The sequence below is a fragment of the Rhizobium sp. BT-226 genome (genome assembly GCF_025847085.2).
Classification (GTDB): Bacteria; Pseudomonadota; Alphaproteobacteria; order Rhizobiales; family Rhizobiaceae; genus Rhizobium; species Rhizobium sophorae.
In genome coordinates, this window is sequence record NZ_JAOYTI010000004.1 from 277,066 (window position 1) to 297,208 (window position 20,143).

A 20,143-nucleotide genomic window follows, 5' to 3' on the forward strand; every position below is an offset into this window, starting at 1 on the left:
TTCCCCAAAATTGAACGGCAAAAACTGTCACGGAAGATAGGTCTGAGGCAAGGCCGCCGGCTGCGCACCGAAGCAAAAAATAGAAAAGGCGACCCGAAGGCCGCCTTTCCAAGCAAAGAATTTCGCGTAGCGCAGATCTTATTCTGCTGCCGGTTCCGCTGCAGCGGCGGCTGCTTCTGCGGCGGCCTTTTCAGCAGCGGCCTTGGCTTCCGCAGCTTCTGCTGCTGCCTTCTCGGCGGCGAGCGCCTGAGCTGCTGCAACCTTTTCAGCTTCGATGCGTGCCTTTTCCTCGGCAATAGCGGCGCGCTCGGCGTCGTTAAGCTTGCGGGCGCGGACGCCGGTGTCTTCAACGATACGGGCAGACTTGCCGCGACGGTCGCGCAGGTAATAGAGCTTGGCGCGGCGGACCTTACCGCGACGAACGACGTCGACGCTTTCAATCATCGGCGAGTAGACCGGGAATACGCGCTCGACGCCTTCGCCGTAGGAGATCTTGCGGACCGTGAAGTTTTCCTGCAGGCCGCCGCCGGAGCGGGCGATGCAGACGCCTTCATAGGCCTGAACGCGGGTACGGGTGCCTTCCGTGACCTTCACGTTGACGCGGACGGTGTCGCCCGGGGAAAATTCGGGAAGCGTGCGCTTGGCTTCGATCTTGGCGGCCTGTTCGGCCTCAAGCTGCTGAATGATGTTCATCGTCTTAACCTTTGGTTCTTCTGAAACAGCCAGAGCGCTCAACACTGATCCTTCGGAACTGGCCTCAGGACTTTGCCCGTCAAGGGCGGGAGCGGATTCGCCATTCTTTGTTTGCTGGCAGACGGGGATAAACCCCATTTCCGCGTGCGCCAATACACGAAAGGCCAGGGCTTGTCATCCCTTGGACGGCATTTTTGTGAAAAGGGCTGCGAAATCAGCCGTTTTTCTCACTTTACAGCGCCGCGCGTCTTTTTCTGACGCGGAAAGGACGCTGTAACGTTTTGAATCTACGCATCGTGCTTTCCGAAATTCGATCCCGATTTTCCGGGCGATGCGCCAGCCTTTTCCAGCAGATCCGGCCGCCGCTCCCGCGTCAGCCGCACCGCTTCCTGATGCCGCCATTTTTCGATGGCGCCGTGGTTGCCCGAGGTGAGGATCGCGGGGATTTCCCGGCCTTCCCATTCCTGGGGCCGGGTATAATGCGGATGTTCCAGCAGTCCGCCTTCGAAGCTTTCGTGCAGGCCGGAAAGGTCGTTGCCCATGACGCCAGGCAGGATGCGGATAATCGCATCGAGCACGATCAGCGCCGCCGGCTCGCCGCCGGATAGGACGTAGTCGCCGATCGAGACCTCTTCCAGTTCGCGCGCCTCGATCACCCGCTGGTCGACACCCTCGAAGCGGCCGCAGACGATGATGACGCCGTTGCCGGCCGCGAGCTCGCGCACACGCTGCTGCGTCAGCGGCCGGCCGCGCGGGCTCATCAGCAGCCGCGGGCGGGTATCGTTTTCTGAAGCGCTGTCGATTGCGCGGGCGAGAATGTCTGGTTTCAGCACCATCCCGGCGCCGCCGCCGGCCGGGGTGTCGTCGACGGTGCGATGTCTGTCGGTGGCGAAGTCGCGGATCTGTACCGTGTCCAGCGACCACTGCCCCCGCTCCAGCGCCTTGCCGGCGAGCGAGAAGCCCAGATGCCCCGGAAACATTTCCGGATAAAGTGTCAGCACGCTCGCCCGGAAAGCCATCACTTCTTCTTTTTCGGCTTGTCGGGAGTGAATTTCGAAAGTTCTTCCGGCTCGTCGGCCAGACCCGCCGCCAGCGGATCGATCAGCAGCGTGCCGGCCTCGAGGTCGATCTCCAGCACCGAGGCTTCGGAGAAGGGGATCAGCACCGGGCGTTTGCCCGGACCCTTGAGTTCCAGCAGGTCGCCGGCGCCGAAATCGAAGACGCCGGTGACCGTGCCATAGCTGACACCCTTGTCGTCGCGCGCCTCGAGCCCTTCGAGATCAGCATAGTAGAACTCGTCGTCCTCCAGCTCCTCGTCCGGCAGGTTGTCCCGCTCGATATAGAGTTCAAGTCCGTTCAGGGCCTCGGCGGCATTGCGGTCGTTGACGCCGCGGAAACGGACGACGACGACATTCTTCATCTCGCGGATTTCGAGGACTTCGAAGCTGCGGCCGTCCATGCTGTGCAGATGGCCGTAGTCGCCAAGCGCGCTCGGATCGGCCGTATAGGCCTTGGCGCGCACCTCGCCCCGGAGGCCTTGCGCGCCACCGATCGTCGCCATCAGAACGGGGTTTTCAAGCTTGGTCATGGGTTCCTTCATGTGAAGCCGAAAGACAGGTTTCTCATAAACGAAGTGTGGGCGATTGGAAACGAAAACGGGCGGCATGTCGCCATGCCGCCCGCTCGAAGGGAAAGTCGCGATTATTCCGCGGCGTCGGCAGCAGCAGCGGCGGCGTCGGCAACCTTCTGAGCCTTTTCGGCGGCGCGTTCCTGGGCGCGCTTGCCAGGCTTTGCCTTGACCGGGTTGTTCTTGACTTCGCGCTTGGCAACGCCGGCCTCATCGAGGAAGCGCAGAACGCGGTCGGTCGGCTGGGCGCCGTGTTCGATCCAGTGCTTGATGCGCTCGGCGTTCAGCTGAACGCGCTTCTCATCGTCCTTGGCAAGCATCGGATTCCAGGAACCGAGGTTTTCGAGGAAGCGGCCGTCACGCGGGCTGCGCGCATCGGCGAGAACGACGTGGTAGTACGGGCGCTTCTTGGAACCACCGCGGGCGAGACGAATTTTCAGTGCCATGTTGTTTACTCCTTGGGCTTTTCTTGACCGCTTCGTTAAGCGGTACGGTTATCGGGCTGCAGCGCTTTGTTCAGCGTGATCCGCAGCGATCTGCTCATGATGCCGGATGACTTCCTTGATGACGAAGTTCAGGAACTTCTCGGCGAAATCCGGGTCCAGATGCGCATCTTCGGCAAGCTGACGAAGACGGGCGATCTGGTATTCCTCGCGCGCCGGATCGGCCGGCGGCAACTTGTACTTGGCCTTCAGCACGCCGACCTCTTTGGTGCAGCGGAAGCGTTCAGCCAGAATGTGGACGAGCGCCGCGTCGATATTGTCGATCGACTGGCGGTAGCTCGAAAGCTGGGCTTTGACGTCTGGATCAATCATGGGGCGGGCGATCCTTTCACTTCTTCTTGGGCAATCCGGGCAGGCCCGGGAAACCACCACCAAGGCCCGGCAGCTTTGCGCCGCCAAGACCGGGCAATCCGCCCGGCAAGCCTCCGCCTAGACCGGGCATACCCCCACCCGGTTTTCCGAGACCCGCGGCTTCCGCCTGCTTCTGCAGCGCTTCGAGCTGCTTCGGGTCGATATTCGAGAGATCGGGCATGCCGCCCATGCCGCCCATGCCGCCCATGCCGCCGAGGCCCCCCAGCCCCATCTTGCCGGCAAGGCCGCCCATCATCTGCTTCATCATGCCGCCTTTGCCCTTGCCGCCCATCATCTTCATCATGTCGGCCATCTGCCGATGCATCTTCAGAAGCTTGTTGATGGCGGCGGCATCGGTGCCGGAGCCGGCGGCGATGCGCTTCTTGCGCGAATGCTTGAGCAGGTCGGGATTGGCGCGCTCGGCCCTGGTCATCGACTGGATGATGGCGATCTGGCGGCCGAAAAGCTTGTCGTCGAGGCCGGCTGCGGCCATCTTGTCCTTCATGCCGGCCATGCCGGGCATCATGCCCATGATGCCGCCCATGCCGCCCATCTTCTGCATCTGGCGCAGCTGGTCGGCCAGGTCATCGAGATCGAACTTGCCCTTGGCCATCTTGGCGGCCATGGCCGCCGCCTTCTCGGCGTCGATGTTCTCAGCCGCGCGCTCGACGAGCGAGATGATGTCGCCCATGCCGAGGATGCGGTCGGCGATGCGGCGAGGATGGAATTCTTCCAGCTCGCTCATCTTCTCGCCAACGCCGATCAGCTTGATCGGCTTGCCGGTGACGGCGCGCATCGAAAGGGCGGCACCACCGCGGCCATCGCCATCCATGCGGGTCAGCACCAGACCGGTGATGCCGACGCGTTCGTCGAAACTGCGGGCGAGGTTGACGGCGTCCTGGCCGGTGAGGCTATCGGCGACCAGCAGGATTTCATGCGGGTTCGACCGCTTCTTGATGTCGGCCATCTCGACCATCAAGGGCTCGTCGATATGCGTGCGGCCGGCGGTATCGAGGATGACGACGTCATGGCCGCCAAGCTTGGCCGCCTGCACGGCGCGGGCGGCGATATCCGTCGGCGACTGGCCCGATATGATCGGCAGCGTGTCGATATTGGCCTGCGCGCCGAGCTGGCGAAGCTGCTCCTGGGCTGCCGGACGGCGCGTGTCGAGCGATGCCATCAGCACCTTCTTCTTCTCGCGCGTCGACAGGCGATGGGCAATCTTGGCCGATGTCGTCGTCTTGCCGGAGCCCTGCAGGCCGACCATCATGACGACGACGGGGGCGGCCGCATGCAGGTCGATGCCGACGCCTTCGCCGCCCAGCATCTCGATCAGTTCGTCATGCACGATCTTGACGACCATCTGGCCGGGCTTGATCGACTTCAGGATCTCGGCGCCGACGGCCTTTTCCCGCACGCGGTCGGTGAAGGAACGCACGACGTCGAGCGCGACGTCGGCCTCCAGCAAAGCGCGGCGAACCTCGCGCAGCGCTGCGGAAACATCGGCTTCCGAAAGCGCGCCACGGCCTGTCAGTCCATTCAGAATGGATCCAAGACGGTCCTGGAGGTTTTCAAACATCGGCTCTTCCTTGATACGTTTCGGGCGGGTTGGGATATGCCCGGAAACGTCGTGCTTTTCCTTGACGAAAACAAGACGCAAAGCCAAAAGGCACCCGAGGGCGCATCGCGCTGTCGGGTGTTGACCTCCGGGATCTCAGGTCCCGGTCGGCGGCTCGGAGTCGTGTGGCTCGTCGCGGATTGGGCGTGATAAACAGGAAAGCCGCGCGAAAGTCAAGGCAATGCGGACAAATGACCGCATGCCCGACTTCTCAAAAGCTGTGTGACGAGAGGGCGCTAGCGTCTCATCCAGTGGTTGCAGCGAAAGTACATACTTAAACAAAGCGATGTATTGGCTTGCGCAATCCGCCAGTGTTTCAGGTTTTGCCGATAAATATTCCCACTCGGGCGGCTGAATTCGCTGTCAACGCCAGTTGCAAATTATTCTGCTTATGATTCTACTTTCTACTTAAGTGCGTCCTGTAAAATGATTCGTGAATATCCTTGATGCCGAATGAATCGGCGGAGATATCGAATGCTAAATGCTGATATTGAGAGCTGGGCGCTGGCGCGGGCCCATCATATTGTTCTGAATGAGGGCTTGAATCTTGCAAAGGCGGCACAGGATCTGGATCGCAAACGGTCTCGCTCGCTGGTCTACGAGCTGAGAAAGGTCATCACCGCAGCTATTGTCGAAGCCCATGCTGCGTCCTTCGATCCTGACGGTTCACAGCGGTAAAAGCCGAACTGCTGCCTTGCAGGGGTCAGCGGGCCGTAACGCCTGCCCGGCACTCACCCACTGGTAATTCCTTCGCATTTCCGCCATATACACCGGAAAGACAGACGGAATGATACCTATGAGCGCAACGGTCGAATTCGCGAGGATGAACGGGCTTGGCAACAAGATCCTGGTCGTCGATATGCGCGGCCGGCCGGACAAGGTGACGCCGGCGGCGGCGGTCGCGCTCAATGCCGATCCGCAGACTGAGTTCGATCAGATCATGGCGATCCATGATCCGAAGGCCGAAGGCACCGATGCCTTCATCGACATCCTGAATTCCGATGGCTCGAAGGCGCAGGCCTGCGGCAACGGCACACGTTGCGTCGTGCAGGCGCTGGCAGCCGAGACCGGCAGGAAGGTCTTTACCTTCCAGACGGTCGCCGGCATCCTCAACGCCGTCGAGCACGAGGACGGGACGATTTCGGTCGATATGGGCCGGCCGGTGTTCGATTGGGACAGGATCCCGTTGGCGGAAGAATTCCACGACACCAGCCGCATCGAGTTGCAGATCGGCCCGATTGACAAGCCGGTGCTGCATTCGCCTTCGGCAATGTCGATGGGCAATCCGCATGCGATCTTCTGGGTGGACAGGGACGTGATGTCCTATGATCTCGCCCGCTTCGGACCGTTGCTCGAAAACCATCCGATGTTTCCCGAGCGCGCCAATATCACGCTGGCACAAGTGACGTCGCCGACATCGGTGACGACGCGTACCTGGGAGCGCGGCGCGGGACTGACGCTAGCCTGCGGCTCGGCTGCCTGTTCTGCTGCCGTCAGTGCTGCGCGCACCGGCCGCACCGGCCGCAAGGTGACGATCAATGTGGCAAGCGCCAAGCCGCCGGCCATGCTTTCCATCGAATGGCGCGAGCGCGACGATCATGTCATCATGACCGGTCCGGCCGAATGGGAATGGTCCGGCAGGGTCGATCCTTCGACCGGTCTCTGGTCGCGCGATGGTACCCGAGAGGCGGAGGCGCAGTGAGCGGCGTCGAGGTCATTACCTTCGGCTGCCGCCTCAACACATATGAATCCGAAGTGATGAAGGCGCAGGCTGAAAAGGCCGGGCTCAACAATGCCATCCTGGTCAACACCTGTGCGGTGACCGGCGAGGCCGTGCGCCAGGCCCGCCAGGCGATCCGCCGGGCGCGGCGCGACAATCCGCATGCCCGCATCATTGTCACCGGCTGCGCTGCGCAGACGGAAAAACAGACCTTTGCCGAAATGGAGGAGGTCGATGCCGTGCTCGGCAACGAGGAGAAGCTGACCAGCGCCTCCTATCGTAGCCTGCCGGATTTCGGCGTTTCGGCCGAAGAGAAGCTCCGGGTCAACGACATTATGAGCGTCAAGGCGACGGCGCCGCAGATGGTCAGGCATATCGACGGCCATGTGCGCGCCTTCATCCAGGTACAGAACGGCTGCGATCATCGCTGCACCTTCTGCATCATTCCCTATGGCCGCGGCAATTCCCGCTCCGTACCGATGGGAGCCGTCGTCGACCAGGCCCGCAATCTCGTTGACGGCGGTTATCGCGAGATCGTGCTGACCGGCGTCGATGCCACCAGCTATGGCAGCGATCTGCCGGGCACACCGACGCTCGGGTTTTTGGCGAAGACGCTGCTGAAACAGATCCCCGATATCCGCCGCCTCAGGCTTTCCTCGATCGACAGCATCGAGGCCGATGCCCACCTGATGGATCTCATCGCCGACGAGCCACGTTTCATGCCGCATCTGCATCTGTCGCTGCAACATGGCGACGACATGATCCTGAAGCGCATGAAGCGCCGGCATTTACGCGCCGATGCGCTGCGTTTCATCGAGGATGCGCGTCGCCTCTGCCCCGAGATGAGCTTCGGCGCCGATATGATTGCCGGCTTTCCCACAGAAACCGAAGAGATGTTCGAGAATGCCGTGCGGCTGGCGCAAGAGGCTGGCATCGCCCATCTGCATGTCTTCCCCTACAGTCCGCGTCCCGGCACGCCGGCCGCCCGCATGCCGCAGCTCGACCGGTCGCTGGTCAAGGATCGCGCCGCAAGGCTGCGCGCCGCTGGACATAGGCTGTATCGATCCCATCTCGATCAGATGATCGGAACCCGGCAATGGCTGCTTGTTGAAAACAACGGCCTGGCGCATACGGAGAACTTCACGCTGGTCGCGGCCCCCGGCCTTCGTCCCGGCGAACTTGTGCCGGTCACGATCACCGGCCACAATGGCAAGCATCTCGACATGCAATTGACGGCCGCAGCCGCGGCCTGACTTTCACGGAATCCCCATGGCGCTCAGTTTCATCAAAAAGGTCTTCACCTTCGGCAAGCCGGCTGAAGAACCTGTGCCTGCGGCCGTGGAAAGGGAGCTGCAGCCGCGTTCGCGCGACGAAGATCTGCCAATCGCGGATGATCCTGTTCTTCCGGAAGAAATGGACACGGCCGGCGGACCGGCTGCCGATATCGGCGAGGCCGGGGTCGAAGCACCGTTTGCAGATGATGATGTCGAACCCTCAATCCTGCCAGCTGCGGACCAACTCAGCGATATGGGTGTCGTACCGCTTTCATTGCTGGAAGCCGAGGCAGCAGCGGAGGCGGAGACTGAAATCCAGGCGGTCGCCGAAACCGTCGCGGAAATACCCGCTTCTGTCCCTCTGGGACATCTTCCCCACGAGGCGGGAGATCCTGTGGAGACCGGAGCGCTAGAACAGCCGGCTGACCTCGAAGAGATCGTCGAAAAGCTTCCGGAAGAGATTCCGACTGAGCCGGAAGAGATTCCGGCTGAGGATGATGCAGGGCTGGATTCGCCCTTCCAGCCAATCTCCCCACTTGTGGGGGAGATGCCCGGCAGGGCAGAGGGGGGTAGCCCCCCGGCAGAACCGGAGACCGGCTCTCCCATCCTCCCCAAAGGCTTCGCAACAGGCCCGAAGGTCGTCGAGCCGGAGCCGATTGCCCCGCAACCGAGGCTCAGCTGGTTCCAGCGCCTGCGCAACGGCCTTGCGCGCACCTCCTCGCAGCTGACCAGCCAGATCACCGCGCTTTTCACCAAGCGCAAGCTCGATGACGAGACGCTGCAGGATCTTGAGGATCTGCTTATCCAGGCCGATCTCGGCGTCGAGACTGCCATGCGCGTCACTGATACGCTCGCTTCCGAACGCTATGGCAAGGATGTCACCGGCGAGGATGTCAGCCGCATCATGGCGTCGGAAATCGCAAAGGTGCTGAAGCCGGTCGCCAAACCGTTGCAGCTCGACCTTTCGCATAAGCCGCATGTCATCCTCGTCGTCGGCGTCAACGGCACGGGCAAGACGACGACGATCGGCAAGCTTGCGGCGAAGCTTTCCGGCGCCGGGCTGAAGGTGATGCTGGCTGCCGGCGATACTTTCCGTGCGGCGGCGATCGAGCAGTTGAAGATCTGGGCCGACCGGACCAATTCCGAATTCATCGGCACCAAGCTTGGCGCCGATGCCGCCGGTCTTGCCTATGATGCCTTCGAACAGGCAAAGGCGAAAAAGTGCGACGTGCTGATCGTTGATACGGCCGGCCGCCTGCAGAACAAGGCAGAGCTGATGGCCGAGCTCGAGAAGATCGTGCGCGTGCTCGGCAAACTCGATCCCGATGCCCCGCATACCGTACTGCAGACGCTCGATGCCACGACCGGGCAGAACGCGCTCAGCCAGGTCGAGATCTTCCGCAACGTCGCCGGTGTCAACGGGTTGATCATGACCAAGCTCGACGGCACGGCGCGTGGCGGCATTCTCGTTGCCATCTCCGCCAAGCACAAGCTGCCGGTCTATTTCATCGGCGTCGGGGAGGGCGTCGAGGATCTGGAGCCGTTCGAGGCCGAGGATTTTGCCCATGCCATTGCCGGACTTGGGCAATGATGCCACAGATATGCCGCCGAAAGCCTGCAAGGCACGGCCGGAAACAGGTTTCCAGGAAAACAGGTTTGAAGAACGCATGAGCACCGAAAGCGATATCACCCCGTCTGCTGCCGACCGGCATCATCCGCTGCTGAAACTGGCGCTGGAACTCGGGCCGCTGATGATCTTTTTCTTCGCCAATTTGCGCGGCCAGTGGCTGGTGGAGACCTTTCCCGCTCTTTCCGAATTGGGCGGACCGCTGTTCGTTGCGACCGGCCTCTTCATGGCGGCGACGATCATCTCGCTGATCGTTTCGAAGATCGTGCTCGGCCATCTGCCGATCATGCCTTTTGTATCCGGCATTGTCGTCGTCATCTTCGGCTCGCTGTCGATCTGGCTGCAGAACGAGACCTTCATCAAGATGAAGCCGACCATCGTCAACGCGCTCTTCGGCGTGGCGCTGCTCGGCGGGCTGGCCTTCGGCAAGTCGCTGCTCGGCTATGTCTTCAACGCCGCCTTCCAGCTCGATGCCGAGGGCTGGCGCAAGCTCACCATCCGCTGGGGCATCTTCTTTCTCTTCCTTGCGGTGCTGAACGAAGTCGTCTGGCGCAATTTTTCCGACGGTACCTGGGTCGCCTTCAAGGTCTGGGGCACGATGCCGATCACCATCATCTTCACGCTGGCGCAGATGCCGCTGGTGCTGAAACATAGCGTCAACCTGGAAACGGAAGGCGAGAAGTGAGCGCTGTCGACGTAGAATCCCGCGTAAGACACCAGAACTTCTGGTTTGTCGCCTGCCTTGTGGTCCTGGTCATTCAGATCGCTGCCGAATTTATGATGGGCCGCGTGCCGATCTGCGCCTGCGGTTATGTCAAGCTGTGGGAGGGCGGGGTCAATACCAGCGGCAATTCGCAGCATCTGTCGGATTGGTACACGCCGTCGCACATCATCCACGGCTTTCTGTTTTACGGCCTCGCGCATCTCATCCTGCGCGGCAAGCCGTTGGCGGCAAGGCTGCTGCTGGCGCTGGTAATCGAATCCGGCTGGGAGCTGCTCGAAAACTCCCCTCTCATCATCGACCGCTACCGCACGGCGACGATCGCGCTCGATTATTACGGCGACAGCATCCTGAATTCGGCGATGGACACCGTCTTCATGTGCGTCGGCTTCTTCTTCGCGCGGCGCGCACCGGTGGCGCTCACGGTTGCGATCGCCATCTTTTTCGAGATTTTCACCGGCTACATAATCCGCGACAACCTGACGCTCAATGTTGTGATGCTGATCTGGCCGGTGGAGGCGATCAAGGTCTGGCAGGGTGGGGGTTAAGACCCCTCCCAACCCCTTCCCACAAAGGGGAGGGACTAACTGGTGGCACCGCCTCGCAAACCAGGCCAACTGCACACTAGACGTTTGATAGGAAGAGCCGCGTTAAGCCTCTCCCCCTTGTGGGGAGGGTTGGGGAGGTCTTCGAGCAATCGTTACGAAGCCGGCTTCCCGAGCGCCTTTTCCATCGCAGGAAAAAGCCCTTCCTTCAGGCTGATATCGTCGAAGGGTCCGACGCGCTTGTAGAGGATCGTACCGTCAGGCCCGACCAGATAGCTTTCCGGAATGCCGTAGACACCCCAGTCTATCGCTGCCTTGCCGTTCGGATCGATGCCGATCGCCTGAAAGGGGTTGCCGAGCTCGCCGAGGAAACGCAGGGCGTTGTCGCTCTGGTCCTTGTAATTGATGGCGACGACGTTCAGGCGTCCGTCTTTTGCCAGTTCCTTCAATAGCGGATGTTCGTCCCGGCAGGGGAGGCACCATGAGGCGAAGACGTTGACGAGGGTCAGCTTGCCCTTGATTGCCGCGTCGGTCAGCGCCGGAAGGTTGGCGCCGTCGAGCGGCGGCAGGTTGAGCGCCGGCGCCTTGGTGCCGATCAGGGCGGAGGGAATTTCGGCGATGTTCTTGCCGTGGAAGTCCTGGTCGTAGAGCATCTTTGCCGCCGTGGCCGCAATGCCGCCGAAGACGACGAGCGGCAACAGCGCCAATGCGTAACGGCTCAGTCCGCGCGGCTTGGCTGCGGTGTTTTCCGGCGTGTCGTTCATTCGCCATCCCCCACACTATCCTTGGGGCGCGCCGAACGGCGGCGGATGCCGGCAGCCTCAAGGGCTGCAAGCTCCCTGCGGCGGGCGCGGCCGTCGATCCAAGTCCAAGCGGTGACGGCGACCGTCACCAGGGCGGCAAAGCCATAGGAAGCGTAGACGTAGAAGGCATGAGTCACGACTAATCCTCCCGGCTCGCCATGCGGGCGGCAAGGCGGCGCTGGGCGGCAATGCGGCGGCGCCAGATCTCGTTCCTCATCGCCATGATGTGCAGCGTGAAGAAGAGCAAGGTGAAGGCGATCGCCATGACGAAGAGCGGCCGCAGGAATTCCGGATCAATCGCCGGGCCGTCGAGACGCAGCACGCTTGCGGATTGATGCAGCGTGTTCCACCACTCGACCGAGAATTTGATGATCGGGATGTTGACGAAGCCGACGAGAATGAGCACGGCGCTGACGCGCGCGGCCTTCGACGGATCGTCGATGGCGCGGCTGAGCGCAATCAGCCCGAGATACATCAGGAAGAGAATAAAGACGGAGGTCAGCCGCGCATCCCAGACCCACCAGGTGCCCCACATCGGCTTGCCCCAGAGCGAACCGGTGACGAGCGCCAGCAGGGTGAAGGCGGCGCCGAGCGGGGCTGCGGCCTTGGCGGAGACATCGGCCAGGGGATGGCGCCAGACCAGCGTGCCGATCGCCGAAACGCTCATGATCGTATAGCACATCATCGAAAGCCAGGCCGAGGGCACATGCACATACATGATGCGCACGGTCTCGCCCTGCTGGTAATCGCCTTCGGTGGCGAAGCTCAGATAGAGGCCGACCGCGAAACAGAGGATGGTGATGCCGGCCAGCCAGGGAATGGCGCGCGCCGCCAGCGCCAGAAACCGCGTCGGGTTGGCGAGATCACTGAATTTGCTGATGGCAAGGCTCGTTTCGCTCATGTCCGCTTCCTTACCTTGATCCGGCTTTTCCCGCAATCGAACGCCCCATCAATCCGCTGTGTTTCGCAGCGCCAGGGCGGCGGCAGCCGGGCCGATGACCGCGAAGAAGAGTGTCAGCGCAATGAGGATCAGGAAGGGCGGCAGGAACGGGGCGGGATCCTCGACTGCGGCATAGGTGGCGCTGACGCCGAAGATCAGCACCGGAATGGTCAGCGGCAGCACGAGGATCGAGACCAGCAGGCCGCCACGGGGCAGCGCCACGGCAACGGCAGCACCGACGGCGCCGATGAAGGTGATGGCGGGCGAGCCGACGAGCAGCGTCAGCATGGTGGCAGCAATCGCCGTCTCGTCCATGTTCATGAAGAGGCCGAGCAGCGGCGAGGCGATGACCAGCGGCAGGCTGGTGGCCGTCCAATGGGCGAAGCATTTGACCAGCACGGTGAGGACGAGCGGCGTTTCCTGTATTAGCATCAAGTCGAGCGATCCGTCATCGCGTTCGGCCTGGAACAGGCGGTCGAGGCCGAGAAGGGCGGCGAGCAGGGCGCCGATCCAGACAATGGCGGGGCCGATGCGCGACAGCAACTTGAGATCGGGACCGACGCCGAAGGGAATGACGGCGACGATGGTCAGGAAGAACAGCACGCCGATCAGCGCACCGCCGCCGGCGCGAATCGAGAGTTTCAGGTCGCGGAAGAAGAGGGCGGTCATGCGCGGCGGCTCTCTTCCGGTGTGGTGGCCGGGGCACCCCCCTCTGCCCTGCCGGGCCCGGGGTCGAGCCACAGGTCTCGACCCGTCCTTCGGACCCCCACGAGGGGGGAGATCGGCAAGATGCACTGGCTTTGCGAAATCTTGATCGCGCGCCAAGCAGCTGCGGCCATCTGCGACGTTTGATCAGGGCAAGAGCACGACCCCAGCCGATCTCCCCCCTTGTGGGGGAGATGCCCGGCAGGGCAGAGGGGGGTAACTACACCGAGAAACATCAACCCCACACCCCCTGATCCACGCCGGCAAAGCCCGTCATCTTCAACTCCCGTGCATTCTCCAGCCCCAGCGGCTGATGTGTTGCCGCCAGCACCATGCCGCCCTTTGCCAGATGCGCCGCGATCAAATCGGCAAGCAGCCGGTCGGCGCTGGCATCGAGTGCCGCGGTCGGTTCGTCGAGGATCCAGATCGGCCGGTGAGCGACGAGCAGTTTGGCGAAGGCTATCCGGCGCTGCTGGCCGGCGGAGAGATACCCGAAGGGAAGGTGGGTGATTCCCGAAAGACCGACCGCTTCGGCGGCGTCCCCTACGGAGAGGGCGTCAGCGCCGCCTGTGTTGCCGAGAAAAGCACGCCAGAAATCGAGGTTCTCTGCAACCGTAAGTTCATTCTTCATCGCATTTCTATGGCCGAGGTAGTGGCTGACCTCGCCGGGATGTCGGTCTTCCCTGCCCTCTCCGTCGCGGAAGATGACAGTGCCTTTTTCCGGCCTCAGCAGGCCGGCGGCGACACGCAGTAAAGTGGACTTTCCCGATCCATTTCTGCCAGTCAGGACAAGCGCCTCGCCGGCCGCCAAGTGAAAGGAAATGTTAACGAAAATGAGATCCTCACCGCGCCTTGCAGCCAGATTTTCGGCGGTGAGATGCATGCGTCGGCTCTTTCCTGGTTTCGGCTTGCGGCGGGGTCAAAAAATGTCCGATTTTGACTGTGCTCGGGTATGGCAAGTTTTTAGGAAATTATCTATAAGACCTGCAACCACGCCAGCGGTCGGCGTGAATTTCATCCTTGCGCCGAACTTGGAGCGTCTGTTCCACGTGCGGACAGCGGAAATGGCCGTACCCGCATCCTGATGTGCATTAAGTGCATAGGCGTTCGCACGACTGTGTTGGCTATCAGAAACGGGGTATCTCGTGTCTAAATCTCTTGACAGTTTCAATTGTCGTTCCACGCTTTCCGTCAACGGGAAGGACTATGTCTATTACAGCCTGCCCAAGGCTGAGGCAAACGGTCTGGCCGGCGTGTCGAAGCTTCCCTATTCGATGAAGGTGCTGCTCGAAAACCTGCTGCGCTTCGAAGACGGCCAGTCGGTCACCAAGGAGCACATCCTGGCCGTTGCCGAATGGCTGAATAATAAGGGTGCGGTCGAAAACGAAATCGCCTATCGCCCGGCGCGCGTGCTGATGCAGGACTTCACCGGCGTTCCCGCCGTCGTCGATCTTGCCGCGATGCGCGACGCGATGGTGTCGCTTGGCGGCGATCCCGAGAAGATCAACCCGCTCGTTCCCGTCGATCTCGTCATCGACCACTCCGTCATCGTCGACGAATTCGGCACGCCGCAGGCTTTCGCCAGGAATGTGGAGCTGGAATACCAGCGCAACGGCGAGCGCTACCGCTTCCTGAAGTGGGGCCAGCAGGCCTTCAAGAATTTCCGCGTCGTGCCTCCCGGCACCGGTATCTGTCATCAGGTCAATCTCGAATATCTCGGCCAGACCGTCTGGACCAAGGAAGAAGACGGCGAGACGATCGCCTATCCGGATACCTGCGTCGGCACCGACAGCCACACGACGATGATCAACGGTCTCGGCGTTCTCGGCTGGGGTGTGGGCGGTATCGAAGCGGAAGCTGCGATGCTCGGCCAGCCGGTCTCGATGCTGCTGCCCGAAGTCATCGGCTTCAAGCTGACCGGCAAGCTCAAGGAAGGCGTCACGGCGACCGACCTCGTCCTCACCGTCGTGCAGATGCTGCGCAAGAAGGGCGTCGTTTCGAAGTTCGTCGAATTCTTCGGCCCCGGCATGGACAACATGCCGCTCGCCGACCGCGCGACGATCGGCAACATGGGCCCGGAATATGGCGCCACCTGCGGCTTCTTCCCGGTCGACGGCGAAACCATCAACTATCTCACTATGTCCGGCCGCACGCATGACCGGATCGCCCTCGTCGAGGCCTATTCGAAGGCGCAAGGGATGTGGCGCGAAGGCGACGGTTCCGAGCTCGTCTTCACCGATACGCTGGAACTCGATCTTAGCGACGTCGTGCCGTCGATGGCCGGCCCGAAGCGTCCGGAAGGCCGCATTTCGCTTGAGAACATCGCGACCGGTTTTGCCGGCTCCATGGATGCCGACTACAAGAAGCCCGGCCAGCTGAACAATCGCTACGCCGTCGAAGGCACGGATTTCGATCTCGGCCATGGCGACGTGGCCATCGCTGCCATCACCTCGTGCACCAACACCTCCAACCCGTCAGTACTGATCGCCGCCGGCCTTCTTGCCCGCAACGCCGTTGCCAAGGGCCTGAAGACGAAGCCGTGGGTGAAGACCTCGCTCGCACCGGGAAGCCAAGTCGTCGGCGAATATCTCGCCAAGTCGGGCCTGCAGGCCGACCTCGACAAGCTCGGCTTCAACCTGGTCGGCTTCGGCTGCACCACCTGCATCGGCAATTCCGGTCCGCTGCCGGCGCCGATCTCGAAGACGATCAACGACAAGGGCCTTATCGTTTCCGGCGTTCTCTCCGGCAACCGCAACTTCGAAGGCCGCATCTCGCCTGACGTGCAGGCGAACTACCTGGCGTCTCCGCCGCTCGTCGTTGCTTATGCGCTTGCCGGCACGGTGCAAAAGGATCTGACCAAGGAGTCGATCGGCGAGGATGAGAGCGGCAACCCGGTCTATCTCAAGGACATCTGGCCGACCTCTAAGGAAGTCCAGGAATTCATCCTGAAATACGTGACCCGCGAGCTCTACGAATCCAAGTACGCCGATGTCTTCAAGGGCGACGTCAACTGGCAGGCCGTTCAGGTTCCGCCGGGCCAGACCTATGCCTGGGACGACAATTCGACCTATGTTCAGAACCCGCCCTACTTCGTCGGCATGGGCAAGAAGGGCACCGGTGTCTCCGACATCAAGGGTGCCCGCGTTCTCGGCCTGTTCGGCGACAAGATCACCACCGACCACATCTCACCTGCCGGTTCGATCAAGGCCGCATCGCCGGCCGGCGCCTACCTCATCGGCCATGACGTCGCCGTTGCCGACTTCAACCAGTACGGCACGCGCCGCGGCAACCATGAAGTGATGATGCGCGGCACCTTCGCCAATATCCGCATCCGCAACCACATGCTCGGCCCGAACGGCAAGGAAGGTGGCTACACCATCCACTACCCGTCGAAGGAAGAGACCTCGATCTACGACGCCGCAATGCAGTATAAGCAGGAAGGCGTGCCGCTCGTCATCTTCGCCGGTGTCGAATACGGCAACGGCTCCTCACGCGACTGGGCTGCCAAGGGCACCAACCTGCTCGGCGTCAAGGCAGTGATCGCTCAGTCCTTCGAGCGCATCCATCGTTCGAACTTGGTCGGCATGGGCATCATCCCCTTCGTCTTCGAAGAGGGCACGACCTGGCAGAGCCTCGGCCTCAAGGGCGACGAACTCGTCACCATCGAAGGTCTGGAAAAGATCAAGCCGCGCGAGAAGAAGATCGCCAGGATCACCTATGGCGACGGCACCGTGAAGGAGGTTCCGCTGCTGTCGCGCGTCGATACGCTCGACGAGGTGATCTACCTCAACAATGGCGGTATCCTGCAGACGGTTCTGCGCGACCTAGCTGCCTGATTTTTAAGAGACTCCCATGATAATGGCCGCCGGAGAGCAATCTCCCGGCGGCTTTTCTTTGGTGCGACGATAGTATTTGGACGGGCTCACGATGATTTGTTTTACGCAAGTTCCGGTCGAGCTGCGTCTCACCCGTTCGTGACTTTTCGTTTGGACCCGGAAGGATTATTCGTACGTTCATATGTCAGGGCCGCCGGTTCAAACATGCCGTCGGCGCTGAAAAAGAGGTGCAGGTGAATGTCCCCCCGTTTTATGCTTCCGCTAATCGCCGGCGTTGTTCTGTCGGGCCCGCTGCAGGCCGAAGACGGCACGCCGAAAGGTGTCGTCGAACTCTTCACGTCGCAGGGCTGCTCCTCCTGTCCTCCCGCTGATGCCGCTTTTCGCAAGCTGGTGAACCAGGGCGATGTCATCGCGCTCGCCTATCATGTTGATTACTGGAACTATCTCGGCTGGGCCGATACGCTGAGCTCCAAGGAAAATACCGAGCGACAGTATGGCTATGCCAAGACGATGGGCCGCAGCAACGTCTACACGCCGCAAGCCATCGTCAACGGACGCGACCATTTGGCCGGCGCCGATCTGAATGGCATCAACACCAAGATCGACACCTATAGCAGCGAAGGCAATGGGCTGACCGTTCCGATCAGCGCCGCGATGCGCGGCGACGAGCTGGAGATCAAGATCGGCGCGGGACAGGGCAAAGCCAATGTCGTGATGGTCTATTTCGATAAGGAAAAGACGATCGACGTCGAAAAAGGCGAGAACAGCGGCCAGAAGCTCTCCTATCTGCACAGCGTCACCAATGTCGAAACCGTCGGCATGTGGGACGGCAAGGCAACCAGTCTGACGCTGCCGGCCAGCGTCCTGCAGCGGCCGCAGCTCGAGGGCTGCGCCATCCTGCTGCAATCGGCGACCGCAGACGGCGACCCGGCCGCGATCCTTGGCGCGACCGTGGTCATGGCTGGCAAAAATATCTGAAATTTCATCCGGTACGGATGAAGAACCGGGCGGCCCGGCTGAGCGTATTCGGGGCTGGGGTTAAGGTCGATACGCTCCGCCGGGCCCTTTGGCGCGCTGGCGCCAAACCGGGGATTCATAATTCTCCTGCAAATGAGGCGCTGTTTTGACTGAAATGCGGCGCTGCGGAGAAAGCGGTAGCGCTATCAGGTGCGGCCGAATGTGACGGCTGGTACTCTTGCAATTTGCGGCGGCTCGGGCAAACTGTCACCCTCCTGTCACACGCGGAGGCCTTGTGAGACTGATGACAGATCAGCCGGATTTGCGACACGGCGAAAGCCGTTCCGTCGACCATAGTTCCTCAGTCGTCGTCGATCTCAAGGAATACAAGCAAAGCAAGGACCCGCTTCCGGTGACCTTTCACCGGCGCGAACTGGACGCGATCCTCTGGATCTACGGCCGGATGGTCGGTGATGGTGAATGGCGCGACTACGCTATCGATCACTTGAAGGACAGGGCGGTCTTTTCCGTTTTCAAGCGTTCCGGCGAAATGCCGCTCTTCCGCATCGAGAAAAACCCGAAGCTCGCCGCCAAGCAGGGTGCCTATTCCGTCATCAACACCAACGGTACGATCCTGAAGCGCGGTCACGAGCTGAACCAGGTGCTGAAGGTGTTCGACAAGGCCCTGAAGCTCGTCGACAAGTAAGCCGGATTACAGCGTGCCGGGATAGACGGAGGGGTCCGGATCGGTGCAAATGCCTTCGCCGAGCGCGCGCTGCATGAACATCGTATCCAGCCAGCGGCCGTGCTTGTAGCCGGTGCCCCTCATCAGACCGACCTCCTCGAAGCCGGCCGTGCGATGAAGCGCGATCGATGCGGGGCTGGCGCCGCCGATGACGGCCGCCATCTGACGGAAGCCGAGGGTGGTGCAGCGGATGATCAGTTCGGCGAGCAGCGCCTTGCCGATGCCGCGGCCGCGGGCTTGCGGCGCCAGATAGATCGAATCCTCGACCAGCCAGCGATAGGCAGGGCGCGTGCGAAAGGCTGAGGCATAGGCATAGCCGAGCAGAGTTCCATCCGCATCGGTTGCGGCAATATAGGGATATTGCTGGCCGACGATCGCCGAAAAACGCAGTGCCATCTCGGCCTCGGAGGGCGGGACGATCTCATAGCTCGCGACGCCGTTCAGGACGGATTCGCGATAGATATCGGCAATGGCGGGAATATCGGCGTTCGAAGCATCGCGCAGGAGGAAGGACATTCGGCAGTATATCCATAAGGGCGGCAAGGGCTTTCTAAAACCATTCCGTGAAAGCCCGCGCAACAAAAAAGGCGGCCGAAGCCGCCTTTTCCATCTCAGTCTGCCCTGCTTATTTACGGTTGCCCATGAACTGCAGGAGGAACATGAAGAGGTTGATGAAGTCGAGATAGAGCGTCAGCGCGCCCATGATCGCCTTGCGGCCGGCGACGGCGACGTCATCGGCTTCCAGATACAATTCCTTGATCCGCTGCGTATCGTAGGCGGTGAGGCCTGCGAAGATCAGCACGCCGAGTACCGAGATCGCGAACTGCACGGCGGACGAGGCCAGGAAGATGTTGACCAGCGAAGCGATGATCAGGCCGAAGAGACCCATGATCAGGAACGAGCCCATCGCCGACAGATCACGCTTCGTCGTGTAGCCGTAAAGCGACAGCGCGCCAAAGGAGGCGGCGGTGACGAAGAAGGTCTGAACGACGCTCTGGCCGGTGTAGATCAGGAAGATCGACGAGAGCGACAGGCCAACGAGCGCCGCGTAGACCGCAAAGGTCGTCTGGGCGGCGGCCACCGTCATGCTATGGATCCGGAAGCTCAGGAAGAACACCAGAGCCAGCGGCGCCAGAATGACCACCCACTTCAGCGGGCTCACATAGATCGCCTGACCGAAAGCGGTCAGCTCACCATTGGCGAAGGCGAATTGGAACGACAGATATGCGGCCACACCGGTGATCGCCAGACCCAGCGCCATCAGGTTGTAGACCTTGAGCATATAAGCGCGCAGGCCTTGATCAATCATCTCGCCGGTCTGAGCGCGGCTTTGATAGTTACGAAGATCAGCCATAGTTTCCTCTTACAAGCTCCGATGGAGATACGGTGTCGGGGTTTTCGACCCGGGCGCCGCTGCGGAGCTCCAGCATGCCTGCGGATAATATGAGGCTTTCGCCCTTTGCAAACAAGAGGCTTGC

22 protein-coding genes are annotated in these 20,143 nt (G+C 61.4%); 9 read left to right on the forward strand and 13 right to left on the reverse strand.

Going from position 1 to position 20,143, the window contains the following annotated elements; translation table 11 throughout:
• Positions 1-138 precede the first annotated feature (138 nt).
• The 6 genes from rplS to ffh all read right to left on the reverse strand — a co-directional run bounded on the left by rplS (position 139) and on the right by ffh (position 4,753).
• Complete coding sequence (rplS, locus tag OIU37_RS25820; protein ID WP_003582945.1) at positions 139-693, reverse strand: 50S ribosomal protein L19; 555 nt, start codon at positions 691-693, stop codon at positions 139-141.
• A gap of 287 nt (positions 694-980) precedes the next feature.
• Positions 981-1,712: a tRNA (guanosine(37)-N1)-methyltransferase TrmD gene (gene trmD, locus OIU37_RS25825; protein ID WP_264259009.1), complete on the reverse strand. Its 732-nt coding sequence runs from the start codon at positions 1,710-1,712 to the stop codon at positions 981-983.
• The gene (rimM, locus tag OIU37_RS25830; protein ID WP_264259010.1) at positions 1,712-2,281 is read right to left on the reverse strand and encodes a ribosome maturation factor RimM; all 570 of its coding nucleotides are present in this window, start codon (positions 2,279-2,281) and stop codon (positions 1,712-1,714) included. Before rimM ends, trmD begins: the two co-directional genes overlap by 1 nt.
• 113 nt (positions 2,282-2,394) lie before the next feature.
• Positions 2,395-2,766: a 30S ribosomal protein S16 gene (gene rpsP, locus OIU37_RS25835; protein ID WP_003543667.1), complete on the reverse strand. Its 372-nt coding sequence runs from the start codon at positions 2,764-2,766 to the stop codon at positions 2,395-2,397.
• 48 nt (positions 2,767-2,814) lie between these two features.
• Complete coding sequence (locus tag OIU37_RS25840; protein WP_037101839.1) at positions 2,815-3,135, reverse strand: chorismate mutase; 321 nt, start codon at positions 3,133-3,135, stop codon at positions 2,815-2,817.
• A 16-nt stretch (positions 3,136-3,151) separates the two neighbouring features.
• Positions 3,152-4,753, reverse strand: a complete 1,602-nt coding sequence (gene ffh, locus OIU37_RS25845; protein WP_264259014.1) for a signal recognition particle protein — start codon at positions 4,751-4,753, stop codon at positions 3,152-3,154.
• Positions 4,754-5,245: 492 nt separating this feature from the next.
• On the opposite strand from ffh, the gene OIU37_RS25850 reads away from it, so the two are divergent.
• The 6 genes from OIU37_RS25850 to OIU37_RS25875 all read left to right on the forward strand — a co-directional run bounded on the left by OIU37_RS25850 (position 5,246) and on the right by OIU37_RS25875 (position 10,682).
• Positions 5,246-5,470 carry a hypothetical protein gene (locus OIU37_RS25850; RefSeq protein ID WP_264259015.1) on the forward strand — a complete coding sequence of 75 codons (225 nt, stop codon included), beginning with the start codon at positions 5,246-5,248 and terminating at the stop codon, positions 5,468-5,470.
• A 118-nt stretch (positions 5,471-5,588) separates the two neighbouring features.
• The gene (dapF, locus tag OIU37_RS25855) at positions 5,589-6,494 is read left to right on the forward strand and encodes a diaminopimelate epimerase (protein ID WP_264259016.1); all 906 of its coding nucleotides are present in this window, start codon (positions 5,589-5,591) and stop codon (positions 6,492-6,494) included.
• Positions 6,491-7,765, forward strand: a complete 1,275-nt coding sequence (mtaB, locus tag OIU37_RS25860) for a tRNA (N(6)-L-threonylcarbamoyladenosine(37)-C(2))-methylthiotransferase MtaB (protein ID WP_264259017.1) — start codon at positions 6,491-6,493, stop codon at positions 7,763-7,765. The genes dapF and mtaB overlap by 4 nt, the downstream gene beginning before the upstream one ends.
• 16 nt (positions 7,766-7,781) lie before the next feature.
• Positions 7,782-9,377: a signal recognition particle-docking protein FtsY gene (gene ftsY / locus OIU37_RS25865; protein ID WP_264259018.1), complete on the forward strand. Its 1,596-nt coding sequence runs from the start codon at positions 7,782-7,784 to the stop codon at positions 9,375-9,377.
• Between the two features lie 76 nt (positions 9,378-9,453).
• A complete protein-coding gene (locus OIU37_RS25870; RefSeq protein WP_003543660.1) occupies positions 9,454-10,098 on the forward strand; it encodes a septation protein A in 645 nt (214 codons plus the stop codon).
• On the forward strand, positions 10,095-10,682 hold the full coding sequence (locus OIU37_RS25875) for a DUF2585 domain-containing protein (RefSeq protein ID WP_168312943.1): 588 nt from the start codon (positions 10,095-10,097) through the stop codon (positions 10,680-10,682). The genes OIU37_RS25870 and OIU37_RS25875 overlap by 4 nt, the downstream gene beginning before the upstream one ends.
• 152 nt (positions 10,683-10,834) lie before the next feature.
• On the opposite strand, the gene OIU37_RS25880 is transcribed toward OIU37_RS25875, so the two are convergent.
• The 5 genes from OIU37_RS25880 to ccmA form a co-directional block, all read right to left on the reverse strand.
• The gene (locus tag OIU37_RS25880) at positions 10,835-11,443 is read right to left on the reverse strand and encodes a DsbE family thiol:disulfide interchange protein (protein WP_264259020.1); all 609 of its coding nucleotides are present in this window, start codon (positions 11,441-11,443) and stop codon (positions 10,835-10,837) included.
• On the reverse strand, positions 11,440-11,619 hold the full coding sequence (gene ccmD, locus OIU37_RS25885; RefSeq protein ID WP_168312941.1) for a heme exporter protein CcmD: 180 nt from the start codon (positions 11,617-11,619) through the stop codon (positions 11,440-11,442). Before ccmD ends, OIU37_RS25880 begins: the two co-directional genes overlap by 4 nt.
• A 2-nt stretch (positions 11,620-11,621) precedes the next feature.
• On the reverse strand, positions 11,622-12,383 hold the full coding sequence (locus OIU37_RS25890) for a heme ABC transporter permease (protein ID WP_264259021.1): 762 nt from the start codon (positions 12,381-12,383) through the stop codon (positions 11,622-11,624).
• A gap of 48 nt (positions 12,384-12,431) precedes the next feature.
• Positions 12,432-13,091: a heme exporter protein CcmB gene (ccmB, locus tag OIU37_RS25895; protein ID WP_163876132.1), complete on the reverse strand. Its 660-nt coding sequence runs from the start codon at positions 13,089-13,091 to the stop codon at positions 12,432-12,434.
• 271 nt (positions 13,092-13,362) lie between these two features.
• Positions 13,363-14,010: a heme ABC exporter ATP-binding protein CcmA gene (ccmA, locus tag OIU37_RS25900; RefSeq protein WP_264259022.1), complete on the reverse strand. Its 648-nt coding sequence runs from the start codon at positions 14,008-14,010 to the stop codon at positions 13,363-13,365.
• A 262-nt stretch (positions 14,011-14,272) separates the two neighbouring features.
• Here ccmA and acnA point away from each other — a divergent pair, with 262 nt between their 5' ends.
• From acnA to OIU37_RS25915, 3 genes are all read left to right on the forward strand, one after another.
• A complete protein-coding gene (gene acnA / locus OIU37_RS25905; RefSeq protein WP_264259023.1) occupies positions 14,273-16,963 on the forward strand; it encodes an aconitate hydratase AcnA in 2,691 nt (896 codons plus the stop codon).
• 237 nt (positions 16,964-17,200) lie between these two features.
• On the forward strand, positions 17,201-17,941 hold the full coding sequence (locus OIU37_RS25910; RefSeq protein ID WP_264259024.1) for a thioredoxin family protein: 741 nt from the start codon (positions 17,201-17,203) through the stop codon (positions 17,939-17,941).
• 283 nt (positions 17,942-18,224) lie between these two features.
• Positions 18,225-18,626 (forward strand): DUF2794 domain-containing protein, encoded by a 402-nt coding sequence (locus OIU37_RS25915; protein ID WP_171604731.1) that lies wholly within the window; start codon positions 18,225-18,227, stop codon positions 18,624-18,626.
• 6 nt (positions 18,627-18,632) lie between these two features.
• Here the strand turns inward: OIU37_RS25915 and OIU37_RS25920 are convergent, their stop codons facing one another.
• Positions 18,633-19,181 (reverse strand): GNAT family N-acetyltransferase, encoded by a 549-nt coding sequence (locus OIU37_RS25920; RefSeq protein ID WP_264259025.1) that lies wholly within the window; start codon positions 19,179-19,181, stop codon positions 18,633-18,635.
• 109 nt (positions 19,182-19,290) lie between these two features.
• Complete coding sequence (locus tag OIU37_RS25925; RefSeq protein WP_171604552.1) at positions 19,291-20,019, reverse strand: Bax inhibitor-1/YccA family protein; 729 nt, start codon at positions 20,017-20,019, stop codon at positions 19,291-19,293.
• Positions 20,020-20,143: the final 124 nt, after the last annotated feature.

Coding starts and splice junctions, on each gene's coding strand:
- rplS (WP_003582945.1), bottom strand. CDS start 693: ATGAACATCATTCAGCAGCTTGAGGCCGAACAGGCCGCCAAGATCGAA.
- trmD (WP_264259009.1), bottom strand. CDS start 1,712: ATGGCTTTCCGGGCGAGCGTGCTGACACTTTATCCGGAAATGTTTCCG.
- rimM (WP_264259010.1), bottom strand. CDS start 2,281: ATGACCAAGCTTGAAAACCCCGTTCTGATGGCGACGATCGGTGGCGCG.
- rpsP (WP_003543667.1), bottom strand. CDS start 2,766: ATGGCACTGAAAATTCGTCTCGCCCGCGGTGGTTCCAAGAAGCGCCCG.
- OIU37_RS25840 (WP_037101839.1), bottom strand. CDS start 3,135: ATGATTGATCCAGACGTCAAAGCCCAGCTTTCGAGCTACCGCCAGTCG.
- ffh (WP_264259014.1), bottom strand. CDS start 4,753: ATGTTTGAAAACCTCCAGGACCGTCTTGGATCCATTCTGAATGGACTG.
- OIU37_RS25850 (WP_264259015.1), top strand. CDS start 5,246: ATGAATCGGCGGAGATATCGAATGCTAAATGCTGATATTGAGAGCTGG.
- dapF (WP_264259016.1), top strand. CDS start 5,589: ATGAGCGCAACGGTCGAATTCGCGAGGATGAACGGGCTTGGCAACAAG.
- ftsY (WP_264259018.1), top strand. CDS start 7,782: ATGGCGCTCAGTTTCATCAAAAAGGTCTTCACCTTCGGCAAGCCGGCT.
- OIU37_RS25870 (WP_003543660.1), top strand. CDS start 9,454: ATGAGCACCGAAAGCGATATCACCCCGTCTGCTGCCGACCGGCATCAT.
- OIU37_RS25880 (WP_264259020.1), bottom strand. CDS start 11,443: ATGAACGACACGCCGGAAAACACCGCAGCCAAGCCGCGCGGACTGAGC.
- OIU37_RS25890 (WP_264259021.1), bottom strand. CDS start 12,383: ATGAGCGAAACGAGCCTTGCCATCAGCAAATTCAGTGATCTCGCCAAC.
- ccmB (WP_163876132.1), bottom strand. CDS start 13,091: ATGACCGCCCTCTTCTTCCGCGACCTGAAACTCTCGATTCGCGCCGGC.
- ccmA (WP_264259022.1), bottom strand. CDS start 14,010: ATGCATCTCACCGCCGAAAATCTGGCTGCAAGGCGCGGTGAGGATCTC.
- OIU37_RS25910 (WP_264259024.1), top strand. CDS start 17,201: ATGTCCCCCCGTTTTATGCTTCCGCTAATCGCCGGCGTTGTTCTGTCG.
- OIU37_RS25915 (WP_171604731.1), top strand. CDS start 18,225: ATGACAGATCAGCCGGATTTGCGACACGGCGAAAGCCGTTCCGTCGAC.
- OIU37_RS25920 (WP_264259025.1), bottom strand. CDS start 19,181: ATGTCCTTCCTCCTGCGCGATGCTTCGAACGCCGATATTCCCGCCATT.
- OIU37_RS25925 (WP_171604552.1), bottom strand. CDS start 20,019: ATGGCTGATCTTCGTAACTATCAAAGCCGCGCTCAGACCGGCGAGATG.